General features: G+C 40.6%; 11 protein-coding genes. 1 reads left to right on the top strand and 10 read right to left on the bottom strand.

The window, feature by feature from the left end:
- Nucleotides 1-330 precede the first annotated feature (330 nt).
- Nucleotides 331-1638, bottom strand: a complete 1308-nt coding sequence (locus tag BTV98_RS09225) for an OmpA family protein (protein ID WP_075103448.1) — start codon at nucleotides 1636-1638, stop codon at nucleotides 331-333.
- Nucleotides 1639-2265: 627 nt separating this feature from the next.
- On the opposite strand from BTV98_RS09225, the gene BTV98_RS09220 reads away from it, so the two are divergent.
- Nucleotides 2266-2907, top strand: a complete 642-nt coding sequence (locus tag BTV98_RS09220) for a GspH/FimT family pseudopilin (protein WP_075103447.1) — start codon at nucleotides 2266-2268, stop codon at nucleotides 2905-2907.
- 62 nt (nucleotides 2908-2969) lie between these two features.
- Here the strand turns inward: BTV98_RS09220 and BTV98_RS09215 are convergent, their stop codons facing one another.
- The 9 genes from BTV98_RS09215 to BTV98_RS09175 form a co-directional block, all read right to left on the bottom strand.
- Entirely contained in the window at nucleotides 2970-3743 is a 774-nt protein-coding gene (locus BTV98_RS09215) for a pyridoxine 5'-phosphate synthase (RefSeq protein ID WP_075103446.1), read from the bottom strand.
- A 125-nt stretch (nucleotides 3744-3868) separates the two neighbouring features.
- On the bottom strand, nucleotides 3869-4615 hold the full coding sequence (locus BTV98_RS09210) for a DNA repair protein RecO (RefSeq protein ID WP_075103445.1): 747 nt from the start codon (nucleotides 4613-4615) through the stop codon (nucleotides 3869-3871).
- 46 nt (nucleotides 4616-4661) lie between these two features.
- Nucleotides 4662-5834: a GTPase Era gene (gene era / locus BTV98_RS09205; RefSeq protein ID WP_256713885.1), complete on the bottom strand. Its 1173-nt coding sequence runs from the start codon at nucleotides 5832-5834 to the stop codon at nucleotides 4662-4664.
- A 187-nt stretch (nucleotides 5835-6021) separates the two neighbouring features.
- Nucleotides 6022-6816, bottom strand: a complete 795-nt coding sequence (gene rnc, locus BTV98_RS09200) for a ribonuclease III (protein ID WP_075103444.1) — start codon at nucleotides 6814-6816, stop codon at nucleotides 6022-6024.
- Nucleotides 6817-7018: 202 nt separating this feature from the next.
- Complete coding sequence (locus BTV98_RS09195; protein ID WP_075103443.1) at nucleotides 7019-7414, bottom strand: DUF4845 domain-containing protein; 396 nt, start codon at nucleotides 7412-7414, stop codon at nucleotides 7019-7021.
- A 176-nt stretch (nucleotides 7415-7590) separates the two neighbouring features.
- Nucleotides 7591-8493 (bottom strand): signal peptidase I, encoded by a 903-nt coding sequence (gene lepB, locus BTV98_RS09190; protein ID WP_058368147.1) that lies wholly within the window; start codon nucleotides 8491-8493, stop codon nucleotides 7591-7593.
- A 114-nt stretch (nucleotides 8494-8607) separates the two neighbouring features.
- Nucleotides 8608-10407: a translation elongation factor 4 gene (gene lepA / locus BTV98_RS09185; RefSeq protein ID WP_058368146.1), complete on the bottom strand. Its 1800-nt coding sequence runs from the start codon at nucleotides 10405-10407 to the stop codon at nucleotides 8608-8610.
- A 425-nt stretch (nucleotides 10408-10832) separates the two neighbouring features.
- On the bottom strand, nucleotides 10833-12062 hold the full coding sequence (locus tag BTV98_RS09180; RefSeq protein ID WP_058368145.1) for a capsule biosynthesis protein: 1230 nt from the start codon (nucleotides 12060-12062) through the stop codon (nucleotides 10833-10835).
- A gap of 131 nt (nucleotides 12063-12193) precedes the next feature.
- Nucleotides 12194-14641 carry a capsular polysaccharide biosynthesis protein gene (locus BTV98_RS09175; RefSeq protein ID WP_058368144.1) on the bottom strand — a complete coding sequence of 816 codons (2448 nt, stop codon included), beginning with the start codon at nucleotides 14639-14641 and terminating at the stop codon, nucleotides 12194-12196.
- Nucleotides 14642-14660: the final 19 nt, after the last annotated feature.

The raw sequence follows: 14660 nt of genomic DNA, 5'->3' as shown, positions 1-14660 counted from the left end.
AAATGCAGTAGCAGTAAGCGCCGCTGGAGAATCTTTTATCATAAAGCAGATAGTTATTTTTACTTTACTATAAAATGACTACGCAATAGGGGTAGTGAAATAAAAAATACTGGCAAAGTAAGGTTTTCTACTGATAAATCCATCATACAGATAGCTATGCTAATGTACACTTTGTCAATCTACAAAGTGTTTGGGCGGCTAGTATAACATTATTAGATTATAAATTTATGCAATAAGTTATTTATCTCACAGTATAAACAAAAAAAAGCCACCTAATAGGTAGCTTTTTTTGTAACTATATAATTTAGAACATAACTAATTGGCTATATATTATTGAATAACCATGTCTTTAGTTTGTTCAACAGTCATAGTTTTGTCACCAGTGATGATAGCATAAACACGACGGTTCATTGCACGACCTTCTTCAGTATCGTTTGGTGCGATTGGACGGTCATAACCGTAGCCAACTGTTGATAGACGGTTTGGAGCGATACCAAATTCGTTAGTCAACATAGATTTCACAGCAACTGCACGAGCTTCAGATAGACGTTGGTTATAACGTGCTGAAGGACCAGTTTTAGAAGCGTGACCTTCTACGCGAGCGCTAGAGTTAGGATACTCACGCATCTTCTCAGCTACTTTAGCGATTTCAGTTTTGTACTGATCTTTGATAGCTGATTTGTCGTTATCAAAGAATACACGTAGTTCCATTTTTAGCTCGTCAGTAATATCTACTGCTACTGGGCAACCACGCTCATCAACAACAACATTCATTGGAGTGCCTGGGCATTCGTCGATGCTATCAGGAACACCGTCGCCGTCTGAATCAACGTCTTGCTCAACCACTACTACTGGTGGAACAGATACTTCAGGCTCAACTTGTGGTGGTACTGCTACTGTTGGCGATAGATGGCCACCAAGTACAACTTCTAGACCGGCCAATGCCATGCCTTCCCACCAGTTGTTATCAAAGTTGTGAATCGCACGAGCTTCACCACGTAGGCTTAGCGCGTCGTTGATGCGATACATAGCACCTAGACCTAGGTTACCGATAGTATCTTTTGATGATGATACTTCAGTACCAGCTGGTACATCTTCACCAGTTTCATATCCAGCAACAGCTGAGTTAGCCGCATAAGTTTCTTGGTTTTCTACTTCAATTTTAGATTGACCAGCACCAACTAGTACATATGGTTTGAACGCGCTATCAGTATAACCAGTAAATTCTTCAGTACCGATCAAGAAGTTACCAGAAATCATCGTTTGTTCGACGTCAAAACGGTTGATACCAGCATCTGCAGAATCTTCAGACGCTTCACCATTAGTGTTTGATACGCCATACTCTACTTGGAACTGAGTAGAAGGAGTCAGCTCGATACCTAAAGCAGCACCAGTATATAGACCACTTTCTTTAGCTACGCCACCGTTGTCATTGCCACGGCTGCCATCGCCAATTTGTTGGCCATCAGCATTTACATAAAGGTTTTTACCAGTACGTAGGATTTCACGCTGCTCATCGTGCGCTTCGTCAGTATAGTGATAACCTAGTAATAGCGGGCTAATAGTAACGCCAGCATTAGCTGCTAAAGGTGCAGCTGCTACGGCAACCAGAGCTAGAGCAATTTTATTCAATTTCATGGACTTCCTCCAAAGGATGATTTGAGTGATGCATTAAGCAAAACCGCTTCCTAAGATGTAATAAAAGTAGACATCTTTTACGAATGCATAATTATACAACAAAACTAATTAGGAAGTAGCTTATCGACTATCTATTAAGTTTACAACTTTTTTCGTTAGGCAGCTACACATTATTACACGATAGTGTTGCAACACAAACACAATAGCCTGCTTGTTTTACTAAGAACTAACATACGTTGCAATTTTAGTCTTTTGAATGTTAATTCGCAATAGAAGTAGAGTAAATTCTACTTATTGTCTGCGGTTAGTTTAATACAATCGAATTTTTTTCTCTATTACAAAAGGTTAGTCTTCACTAATTGAAACAAATTTTGACAGTCCTACTATAATTCGTATATATTAAATAGTAAACATTATTCTAGTACGGATATTTGTTATTCCAAGCTAATCTGAAATGACATATTAAAGATATTATTGTTAAAAGTTTGTGAATCTAAAAGTCGCAGGTATTTTTAAGAGTTAACGTCTTGTATATGAAAAGGTATCAACGTAAGACCTGATTTAAACGTATGAAGCTAATGAAATCAACTTATATAATTCAATCTATAGTATAGGCGATGACTATATATGATTAAGCTACGTCATACGTTATTAAACGTTCATAAAGTAACAAACCCTACTCTATTTTACCTAAGTCTCGTTAAACCTTTAACAAACGAGGGCTCTTTAAAACCTTACAAACAAAGCGGCTTTAATCTTGTAGAGCTTATAGTAACAGTGGCAATTCTAGCTATTATCGCAACCATTGCAGCGCCAGCGATCGTGGATCAACTAGCAAGTATGGAAGCCAAACGTATCAAGAATCAACTAGAGAGCACTTTAAAAATAGCAAAAGCTGAAAGTTTTATTCGACGGCAGAATTTATTAGTATGTTTATCTGATGCAGGAGGACGCTGTCATAGAGATAGTGATCAAAAGCTTCTATTATTTGTAGATAACAACAATAATAAGCACTTTGATGCTCAAATAGACCTTTTAGTCAATGAAGAAACTTTAAACCCTAAATATAGTACATTGAGTTTACGAGTAGGAAACCAACGTCATTACACCAAGTTTTGGGGAGATAGTGGCAAACCGCGAGGACACTTTGGTCACATAAAATACTGTCCAAGCCCGACCTATAGTCAGGCTATGTATCAGATTTCTTTTAATCAAAATGGTAATATCAAATACAAACCTAATGATAGACACCCTACTGGTTGTGTATAAATGCATTATTTATTGTAGCAACATTATTAGAGGCGCTATTAGCTTAGACTCAATCTAAAAAGTCACTTATGCATTGCTGTTTTCATCATAACCACTGCTTGCGACAAGCCGACAAATACAGCGTCAGCAATCAAGGCGTGTCCAATATTGAGCTCATAAATACCATCGATTTGAGCAATAGCGTTTACATTATCACGAGTTAGGCCATGGCCTGCGTTAATAAGCAACTTGTTATCTAGATTTTTTGCGATGGTCACAGCTTGTTTAATACGCTCTAATTCGGACTTTTGCGCCTCAATATTCCCAGCCAGACCTAACTCAGCATAAGTACCAGTATGTAACTCAATAGCATCAGCGTTACAGGCAACTGCAGCGGCAATCTGCTCCTCATCTGGATCTATAAATAAAGAAACGTTAATTCCTTTTGCTTGTAAGTCTTGGATATAGGGTTTTAAATGACTGATCTGCCCTGCTACATCCAAACCACCTTCAGTCGTTAGCTCCGCACGCTTTTCAGGCACTAAGCAAACCCAATATGGCTTAACTTTATGAGCAATAGATAACATCTCAGACGTTGCCGCCATCTCTAAATTTAGTCTGGTCGTTAACTGTTCTGCTATCTCATAGACGTCTGAGTCTTGAATATGACGACGATCTTCACGCAAATGTATAGTGATACCATCTGCTCCCGCCTCCTCACACAATAGCACTGCTTCTAAAGGACTAGGGTAGCCAACCCCGCGTGCTTGACGTAAGGTTGCAACATGATCAACGTTAACACCGAGTAAAGGTGTTTTTACTGTACTTTTCGATGAATGCTGTAAAGATGTGGTCATAAGAAATCCTTTTGATAACGAGACCCTATTAATATATAGATAATGACGCTACAGTAGCATTAGCTCAAATACTTTTAAAACGACCATACTTCTTACGACTATGCTTTGACCAAAGGTTGACGCTATCATTGGTAACGTTGCTGCTGCTGCCATAGTAATCGGCTCTGTAACGGCTGATAATCAAGCAGGTGATCAATCAGATGTTTATGAAGCCGTGACCAATTACTCAGTGTGGGCGCAGATATTCCTAGACGTGCCATGTCGATAATATCAGCGCCAGTAAAAAGTGTTTGTAACGAATTAATCGTCGTTTTATCAGGTTGATGAGTAGCAACAAAACCTACATCAGATAAAAACCGATAATCAGTATCAGGTTCGATAGGCGCTAATGAATTGTCATGGGCTAGTGTCAAAGAAAAGCCCAACTCTTGAAACAAGTGGGACTCAAACTGACGTAAGCATAATCTAAGTGCAGTTGCGGTCAGTGGCTGCTTTAACTGCGTCAAGCTGTCTTGGTAGTGCTGCCATAATACTGGCATTGGATCTTCGCTAGGCAATAGCTTCCACAGTATCTCGTTCAAATACAAAGCTGCATACTGCTGCTGACCGCTTATTTGCTGATAGCGTGTTGGCTCAGTAATTGTAGTATCTTTTGTAAAACTATCCTCTGCTGGCAATAAACCAATCTGACTAAAGGTCTTTAGATCCCGCTTACCTGTCGCAAACAGTTGGAGCGGCTCGAATAAAGGCGCACCTTTTTTGCCAATACCGTGCACTACGCCATGTTGCCAAGAGAACAAATAGTAAAGTGCCCGTTTTTCTTGATAAGGACGCTGATGTAATAAATACCCTGTTAATGCTTCATTACGCATCGTCTAGTACCTCAGCACTATATATAGCCTAAATATTTATTTTGTATTAATAACCTAGGCTGGTGAGCGCGCGTTCATCATCTGACCAACCACGCTTGACCTTCACCCATAAAGTTAGCATGACCTTTTTACCAAATAACTGCTCCATATCTTTACGTGCATCTATTCCAACTTGCTTGATACGTTGACCTTTTTCACCTATTACGATGGCTTTTTGTCCATTGCGCTCTACATATATTGTGGCATCAATGAAAGTACAGGCTTTACGTGGACGACCAGTTTTGGGATCTGTATGAGCCGCTTCATCTTTGAATTCATCAATTTGTACAGTGAGATCATAAGGTACTTCATCACCTGCACTACGCATGATTTTTTCGCGAATGATTTCACTGGCCAAGAAACGCTCTGAGCGATCGGTAATCTGCTCAGTGTCATAAATAGGTATGGCATTCGGTAGATGCGACGCGATTACCTCTTCAAGACGATTTAAGTTTTGATTCTTCAAAGCCGAAACGGGTACGATGTCAGCAAAGTCAAAACTCTCATTAAACGTTTCAATCAATGGAAGCAACGTGACTTTATCTTTCAACGTATCTGCTTTATTGATGACCAACACGACCGTCAAATCAGTTTCGCCAAGCTTTTGTAGCGTCAACAAGTCATCTTCACGCCACTGGTCTGAGTCGACTACAAACAATACTAAGTCCACATCTACCAATGCTGATACGGCCGCTTTATTCATACGCTCGTTAATAGCACGTACTTCATTATGATGAATACCTGGTGTATCTACAAACACCGCCTGCATCTCATTGGTACTCAAAATACCATGTATGCGATGGCGCGTTGTTTGTGGCTTACGTGAAGTAATCGATAGCTTTTGACCCAGCAGATGATTCATCAGAGTCGACTTACCAACGTTTGGACGACCGACAATCGCTACATAACCGGCTTTAAAGTCGTTAGCAACACCATTGTTATTACTTGGCGCAAAAAACCCATCAATCGCAGCATTGTTTTCAAGAGCAATGCTATTATCATGTTCGTCAGCATCACTACTATCGTGCGGCTGAACAGCTGTCAATGAATCACCTATTTTTCTTGTTTCTTGCATATCTTCAATGTTTTCTACGGTATCATTTTGATGGGTATCAGTGTTTTGTGTCATATTATGGGCATTATTTTTGGGAGTTAATGGCAAGTCGTTATGATTGCTCATAAGGTAATCCTGTGGGGTTTTGATAATAATCTTAGCAGCGCTTTTATATACTGATGGTGCTTACTAAGCTAATTTTTATTTAAAGGTGTTTGAAGATTTATATCATCTATTAAAACATGAAAGATGGAAATTTTTTATCAACGTCTTAGCGCCGATATGAATCAAATATAGCGTAAAGCTAAAACTATCAACGTTTTTTAAAAGCACCTGGCAACTTATGTAACTGATTAATCATTAATTCAGCTGCTTTTTGCTCTGCAATACGGCGACTCTCTCCAGATTCAGTAATATCAGGACAGTTATTGATATTGACCTGACAGCGTACTACAAATATCTGATAAGGGGCATTGCCTCGTGTTTCAACCAACTCGTAGTGAGGCAAATCAAACTGTTTAGATTGTAGCCATTCTTGCAAACGGCTTTTGGCATCTTTTAGGGCTTTTTGATCATTGACGTTATCAATGAGATCCCCATACCAGGCCAATACACAATGGCGAGTAACCTCTATATCTTGACTGTCCAAATAGATAGCGCCAATTAGTGACTCTACGGCATCAGCCAATATCGAGGCGCGGTTACGTCCGCCACCTTTACGCTCACCAACACCTAGAATCAGATGATTGGATAGATCTAAGTTTTGCGCAATAGTCACCAGTGATTCTTGACGTACCAATGTGGCACGCATACGTGTCAGGCGCCCTTCGTTTTGATTTGGATAACGATGGTATAAAGCCTCACCAATAATCATACCAAGCAGCGCATCCCCCAAAAACTCTAAACGTTCGTAGTTTTTTTTGCTATCAAACGAACGATGCGTTAAGGCCAAATTCGGCAAACTCAAATCATTAAACTCGTAGCCTAATTTGCGAGTCAATACTGCCAGACGCTGAACAAAATCTGAGCCTTTAGGTAAAGTCTCCATAGTTGCGCTATTTTTTTTGGCGGTAGGCAGCGCTTTGTATGATTGTGAAGTTGATTTCATGCGTGGCTTTTGGCTATCCTTTAATGTTGGTAATTTATACGGTTAAATAGTTGATAGAGTAGCTGTATCACACCTATCAAATGCTTATAAGCAGTCTATATTTTGCTAATCATTGCAGACTAGTTATTACAAAAGGTGAATGCTTTTTAATTAGTTAACTTTCATCTGCTATAAATGGTAGAACGGCTATTTATGTAGACGTCTACTCTACTGAAGCGGCATTTATCTCACCTTCAAAACGATTAACAATATCAACGTTACCAAAGAAATTACTGGTTTTATCATAATCTTTATAGATAGCAAGCTGACCTGGTTGTTTATTGGTAAAAGTAAATACCTCTTCAGCAGTCGTGTCATAATCAGCATTGATAGACAGTTGACGATTGACACGTTCAACGAACTGTTTTGCAGTCTCGCCATTATTATTGGCTTCTTTTAGCTGGGTACCTAATGTTTTGCTCAGCTGATAATCCCCAACTTGAGCAGGCACAATGGCAATCACCAACTTGCCAGCAATAACGATAATAATAAGCAATAAAACTATGCTAGTCACACCAGACCCACGTTGCGACGACAACCCTGTTAACTGCTGCAGCATAAATTCTCCTAATATTTAATATAATTGTATTTTATACTCTATGGTTTATATCTTAATATTTTCTAACTTTTCTGTGCTCTTACACAGCTAGGTTGGCGAATTACATACAGTATATATATTAGTTTAATTAGGGTTGATATTGATATTAGCACAATAATCAATCAATAGAACAGCGACTAATCAATTGAACCATTACGTGCGAAAGTGGGAAGATTTAGACCAGGTGGTTTGTGCATCCAAATATACACTGCTTTACCAGCTAAATTCTCATCAGGTACAAATCCCCAAAATCTGCCATCAGCACTACGGTCGCGGTTGTCGCCCATCACAAAGTACTCATCAGCAGGCACTGTGACGCGCCATTCTGTCCCTGCCGAACTGACCACTTCTGGTGCTTGCTGTTGCAAAAACGGCGCATATTGCGAGCTATTCATACCCGATAGATAGCGCACTAAATGCTTATTCTCACCTTGTGTTTCTTGAAAATACTGAGCTTGCTCTTCTTCTTGTCGGCCCATTTGCGTAGCCTCAGACTCTGTCAATACTTGGCTAGGTGTCACTTGACCAGCAGGATAAAGCTGCGCAGTTAGATCATGATTGGCATCAAAATTTACTGGCTTAGTATCGACTGGTACATCATTGATCGCAAGCTGTCCTTGACTGTAGCTGACAGTATCACCAGGCAAACCGATTACACGCTTTATATAATAAATGCTAGGATTTTCAGGGTAGCGAAATACTATCACATCGCCGTGTTCAGGACTCCCCGTGTCCAATACTTTATTATATGTCAGAGGTAAGCGCACACCATAAGCATACTTATTAACCGCGATAAAATCGCCAGTATATAAAGTTGGCACCATAGACGATGATGGAATATTGAAAGGTTCAATTAAGAACGAGCGTACGACCAAGACCACTGCCAAGACGGGGAAAAAGTCGTAAGCCCAGCGTACCAATAAGCTCTCTTTACCATGCCCACGTGTTTTGCGCTGTTTTAGTGCCAACTTATCTAGTAGCCATATTAGCCCTAGGCCTATCGTTAATGGCACCAAAATCAAATTAAAATCAAAATCCATACTCATTTGCCTATTAAAAAGCTGCTTATCTCACGACTTTAACGATAAGAATAACGATATGCGACGTATTATTTGCAAAAACTTTGCAAGAACAAGGTAAGACAGTTTAAACCATTAACTATCTACTTGCAGTACCGCTAAGAAAGCCTCTTGAGGAATCTCGACGTTACCGACTTGCTTCATACGCTTCTTGCCTGCTTTTTGCTTAGATAACAGCTTTTTCTTACGCGACACGTCCCCACCATAACACTTAGCAAGAACATCTTTACGCATGGCTTTGACCGTACTACGACCAATGATTTGACTACCAATTGCCGCTTGAATGGCCACATCGAACATCTGACGCGGAATCAGCTCTTTCATCTTGGTCACTAACTGATTACCACGGAAACGCGCTTGATCCTGATGTACAATCATCGCTAGGGCATCAACTTTATCACCATTGATCAACACATCAACTTTTACCAGCTTATCCACTTGATAACGCTCAAAGTTATAATCAAGTGATGCAAATCCACGAGAGACTGATTTTAAACGGTCAAAGAAATCCATGACCACCTCGCCCATCGGAATATCAAAGATTATCTGGACTTGCTTGCCCATAAAGCGCATATCAACCTGCACCCCGCGTCGTTCGATGCACAACGTCATAACGTTGCCTAAATAGTCTTGCGGCACTAGAATCTGACAACGGGCAATCGGTTCGCGAAACTCTTCTATATTGTTCGGTTCTGGCAATTTTGAAGGGTTATCGACATAGATTACTTCACCATCTTTCTTCTCAATCTCATAGATAACAGAGGGCGCCGTGGTAATTAAATCCAAGTCATATTCACGCTCTAGACGTTCTTGGATAATCTCCATGTGCAGCATACCCAAGAAGCCGCAGCGAAAGCCAAAGCCTAACGCATCAGAGGTATCAGGTTCAAAAAATAGTGAGGCATCATTAATTTGTAGCTTTTGTAGTGCTTCACGGAATTTTTCAAAATCATTGGCATCGACAGGAAACATACCTGCATATACTTGCGGGGTCACTTGCTTAAAGCCTGGAATGCGATCAACGTCTGGCGTCTTGGCATGGGTGATCGTATCACCGACAGGAGCACCTGCAATATCTTTAATACCCGCGATAATAAAGCCTACTTCCCCAGCTTCCAAAATACCTGTATCGACAGGCTTAGGCGTAAATACACCAATAGAGCTAACCGGATGTGCCTCTTTGGTCGATTTGATATAAATCTTATCGCCTTTTTTTACTGTGCCTTCGCGCACACGCACCAAAGAGACCACACCTAAATAACTATCAAACCAAGAGTCGATAATCAAGGCTTGCAGCGGCGCTTCGCGGTCACCCGTTGGTGCAGGAATAACTTCAACTAAGGTTTCTAGTAGTTTGTCGACACCAAGCCCTGATTTGGCAGACACACGCGGCGCATCAATGGCTTCAATACCAATGATATCTTCAATTTCTTGAATGACACGCTCAGGCTCAACTTGCGGTAGGTCAATCTTGTTTAAAACTGCCATTACCTCCAAACCTTGATCAACTGCGGTATAACAATTGGCAACGGACTGCGCTTCTACGCCCTGCGCGGCATCTACCACCAGCAATGCACCTTCACAAGCGGCTAATGAGCGAGAAACTTCGTATGAAAAATCGACGTGTCCAGGCGTATCAATAAAGTTGAGCTGATAGCGTTCACCATTTGGATGGTCATAGAACAGGGTTACTGATTGTGCTTTGATGGTAATACCACGCTCACGCTCGATATCCATGGAATCAAGTACTTGTGCTTGCATTTCACGATCTTGCAATGCACCGCACATTTGAATAAATCGATCGGCAAGCGTTGATTTGCCATGATCAATGTGGGCAATGATAGAAAAGTTACGAATATTGGCTAATGCAGTCACAAAGCGCCTACTAAATAAAAGGTGATTGGATAACCGTTATTGAACAACAATACGTGAACAATAGTAAAAAACGGACGGTTATTAGATATTAATTATGGTAAAAATATTGCAAAAAAGAGTTAATAACAAAGATTAGTGTGGTCAGTGATACTAGCCAAAGCGTGTTTAGTTAAACTGAATTAATAACATTAATTATTAAAAACAAGACGAACGACGCTTACTGATGTACACAGACATATGAGCGTATTCTAGCAGTTTTCCACTGTAAAGTAAGAAGATTTTGTTAGTAGCGATTTGGTTAAAAGTTGAAATCAACGACTGATTAGCGTTGACCGTTGTATCAGCCATAAGATTTAAGGTTTATGGCTTTCGGTAATTGGCTATGAATCATGGCATCAAACACATTGGCCACTATGTTTAAGACATTATTTGGCCGTGTCAGATACTATGTCCGTGGTCACTGGCCGCTGCAAATATTTATACATCCACGGCGACTTACCATAGAACGCCCCATTGATCTGTGTCTGTTCAATCAAATACTCACGAAACCTTAAATAAAACTCATTGTCTGGATGTTTAGGCTGCTGCCAAAATTGTGCGAGCGTCTTAGGATCTGTCAGCTTAGGAGTATCATAGATAGCGCGTCCCATAACCTTGGTGGGCTTTTTATGATATACCGATTGTAGACCCGTCGTACTATTTATAGTGACCATACCAATACTGTGCTTCATGAGCGTTGGTAGGTGCATATCACAACCATAGAATACTCTAGATTTAACTTGATAGCGAGCTGCTAAGCTTGCTACCAATTCGCGATAATCACGATGACCTCGATCTAAGGGATGATGCTTGAATACGAGCATCTGCTTTGTGTCAGCATGGTCTGCAAAGCTTACAATGACCTCGTCTATAAACTGCACGACATCACGATAACCACTATGATGAGTGATTTGCGAGTCATTATGCACTTGCAAGCTGACCAAAAAATAGTTGTTATCTACTTGAGTGACGAGATGGTTTTGTAGTTTTTTATCTGGTAGATATCCGCGCAATTTACGCCAAGGCGCTTTTAACCATGCGATTGCTTCTTGCCATGCAGTCATTCCGCGATAGTGTGAATAGTGCGGATAACGCGACTTGTATAGACGAGTAACGACATAATAAACGATAGCAGCAACACTTAATCGATAAAAGCGATTGTGCGTATATAACGGTTTATCATTGGCTTTTTTGAGCGCTTTAATATCAGCAATGTTTAAGCGTGAGTAACCATTGATACCATGCTCTTGTAAGGTAATATAATCGGGGCGTAAGTAACCTTCTTCAAAGACAAAAAAGGATATGCCTAGCTTCTCACTCAAGCAGGCAGCTTGCGTATGATGCGGGCGACAATCACCAAAGCAGACAATCGCATCAATGCTGTGCTCTTCAATAAAAGCTTGTAACCAAGAGGAAAACTGACCCAAAGTCCCCACATAATCATGAGCGTTGGGATGACGATAAAAAAACGCGTCACCAGCATTAAAGTTAATTTTACTTACTTGTATATCTTGAGTTTGCAAGAATGTTGCAAAACGGTTGAAAAACCCGCCCATCTTTCCTTGTAGCAGCAAGACGTGTCGATGAGTAAGCAATTGATGCATCGAAGCTGCCATAAGAGTATGTACCGTCGGTTAGAAAGTTAAAAAGTAGCGATAAACAGATAAAGCAATCATGTAATAACTGCTAAATTGTACACAAATTATACCGAAAAAAACATAATTGTCGTAATAGTTTTATTTTAGGCTTACTGGTTTTTTTGATGTAGATGCTGTTGCCATTGATGACGCTGTTGCATAAAGCGCGTAGCAGTATGGCGTTTAAACTGATTAGTGAGCTTTGATAACGTAGATAACTTTACTGGTAAAATAGTGTTTGTTTGAGCCACACTGTCATATGATTTATTTTGAGACACTTGTTGATTTTGGTGCTTAGCAGGATATAAGTAATCAACCACTTGCTCTACTTGTGCAAGTCCGTAACCCTCAGGTAAGCGATATAGTGGATATCGTATGAGTGCGCAGTACAGTAGTTGTTCAAGCGATAATTCTGTATCCCGCTTTCGCCTCTGTAGATAATTCGCTTTTGGTGATAACTGCGCATCTATATCGGTCGTCAAGCCCCACCCTGCATAAAACGGCAAACCGTAACAAGTCACTTTTAGCCCCCGCAACAGTGCTTCAAAGCCAGTCAATGAGCTAATCGTATGTACCTCATCGACGCACTCTAAACAATCAGGCATCGCTGTATCATAGGCAACTGCTTGTACTTTTGCTAAGCATTCCTTGTCAACTTTGCCTGCTCGTAGACCAGCTTCTACATCTGGATGCAGTTTATAAATTAGATAGGCATCAGGATTGTCTTGTCTGACACGCTCAATCAGACCTCGATTGGTCTTAATAGTCGAGCCGCAATACTGCACTGACAGATCATCTTCTACTTGCCCAATGATAAGGAGACGTGGTTTACCAGATACCTTTGCATCCTGCATCCATTGCATTTTTTGATCAATAATGCTGGTTTTATCAGTAGCATTAACTTCAGCACTAACTTCCGTACCAACGTTATATTTGCTTACTCGCTGAGTCAGTAGTTTGGTTTGCAGCCTTTGTACTCGTGCATGTTGCTGTGGTGTCAAGGTATCACAGTTGCGTAATAAGGTTTCTAAATCTGAGGGCTGAGTGGCATCATAATAAATACCTTGTTTGTCTATTACTACCGATAACGGTGCGAGTAATGTTGCACCCAGACCATTTGAGCGAATAAAACCATCTTCCATACAATAAATAGCTGGCATATCTGATCTTGGCGGTTTTGTAAGTTTACTCTGTAGTCGTTTATGGACTTGTTGACGTTTAGCTAAGCCCCATACCAATAAAGGCTGGTTATAATCAACTTTAAAATGATCTGGATGTAGCAAGTTTTTTAGACGCGGTTTTGGTTTGACAAACAATGTCGTACGCGGCAGATTGGTAAAGGCTTTAACGAAAGGCAGTTTCCAACGGCTAAACTCATATACCGTCAAATTACCTTCAAGACGCGATTGCCAATGGCGATTGGTTACCAACCAAGTAATCGCCGTATCAATATCACATGCCTGCCTCGTGGCTGGATCGACATAGCGACTATAATCAATATAGGCACTATAAAATAACGTCTCTAACGTTGCTGTTGAGGTTTGGCGGCGCTTTTTAACTGCTTTTAGCAATCGTTTTGGTGCGCCGCTGTCATCAGTGAGCCCCCAACCGCTATACCAATTCACCCCAAAGCAATGTACAGCCTTGCCTAGCATTAACCCCTCAAACCCCATATGCGAGCTGACTGTATAGACATGATCTACCTGTACCAGTAGCGCAATTGGATTGAGTGCTTGCGTTAATAGACGAACATTTTTAGGTAGCTTGAGACGGGTCAGGTAACCTGACTTGGCCGCAGGATGCGCTTTAATCCATATATAGGCATCAGGATGATTGCGACAGGCAGTCCTTAGCATACGTTTAAACTGACCCTTACTTGCACCAGCGCCTTTGATAGAAGCATCGCCAGCGACTTGATCAATTAAGAGTACATGCGACTTTACCGAGTCTTCTTTTAGATTGGTGTTTTCTTCAGTAACCAATTTGTCTAATGAGGGACAAGTAATCACAGCATTATATTTACTCAACTGTTTATCGCAAATATATGTCATTAACTGGCGAGCATGGACTTTATTTAAAATATTACTATCAGAGTTAGCGTATTCTTTAGCGCATGCAACGATTAATTGCTCAAGGCGTGAGCTTTGCGTTAAATCGAAGTAGATACCGATGTCATCAACAACCACGCTCAGTCCATGACGACTACTAATACCAGAATCTAGAGAGCGTAAAAAGCCATCCTCAATACTTAAAGTTGTTAGTTGTTGACGATTAGCAATCTTTTTGGCTCGTCGATAGCTTTTTTTGTGCCCCCAACCGATAAAGGCGCCGGGCGTTTGAATGGTCGAATTAAAACGCTGCTGCACGCTTGACCATGGATACCAGCGCTGAACATCAGCTTGTAATATTTGAGATAACAGTACATTGTTACGACGCATGCCTTTGCCAATGACTGCCAAATTATTGGGCAATCGACGTTGAGTTGATAACAAACGTAGCGCATTATTAGAGGGAGAAGTTAAGGTCATCTTGCCTTCATGTGCCACGCTTTTTGCCATCTCTAATATCCTTGTCAAC

The sequence above is a fragment of the Psychrobacter sp. Cmf 22.2 genome, from assembly GCF_001921745.1.
GTDB lineage: Bacteria > Pseudomonadota > Gammaproteobacteria > Pseudomonadales > Moraxellaceae > Psychrobacter.
This window is presented reverse-complemented; position numbering and strand designations above follow the sequence as displayed.

Excerpts from the sequence above, each read along its gene's own strand:
- BTV98_RS09225 (WP_075103448.1), bottom strand. The coding sequence starts at position 1,638 with ATGAAATTGAATAAAATTGCTCTAGCTCTGGTTGCCGTAGCAGCTGCA.
- BTV98_RS09220 (WP_075103447.1), top strand. The coding sequence starts at position 2,266 with ATGATTAAGCTACGTCATACGTTATTAAACGTTCATAAAGTAACAAAC.
- BTV98_RS09215 (WP_075103446.1), bottom strand. The coding sequence starts at position 3,743 with ATGACCACATCTTTACAGCATTCATCGAAAAGTACAGTAAAAACACCT.
- BTV98_RS09210 (WP_075103445.1), bottom strand. The coding sequence starts at position 4,615 with ATGCGTAATGAAGCATTAACAGGGTATTTATTACATCAGCGTCCTTAT.
- era (WP_256713885.1), bottom strand. The coding sequence starts at position 5,834 with ATGAGCAATCATAACGACTTGCCATTAACTCCCAAAAATAATGCCCAT.
- rnc (WP_075103444.1), bottom strand. The coding sequence starts at position 6,816 with ATGAAATCAACTTCACAATCATACAAAGCGCTGCCTACCGCCAAAAAA.
- BTV98_RS09195 (WP_075103443.1), bottom strand. The coding sequence starts at position 7,414 with ATGCTGCAGCAGTTAACAGGGTTGTCGTCGCAACGTGGGTCTGGTGTG.
- lepB (WP_058368147.1), bottom strand. The coding sequence starts at position 8,493 with ATGGATTTTGATTTTAATTTGATTTTGGTGCCATTAACGATAGGCCTA.
- BTV98_RS09180 (WP_058368145.1), bottom strand. The coding sequence starts at position 12,062 with ATGGCAGCTTCGATGCATCAATTGCTTACTCATCGACACGTCTTGCTG.
- BTV98_RS09175 (WP_058368144.1), bottom strand. The coding sequence starts at position 14,641 with ATGGCAAAAAGCGTGGCACATGAAGGCAAGATGACCTTAACTTCTCCC.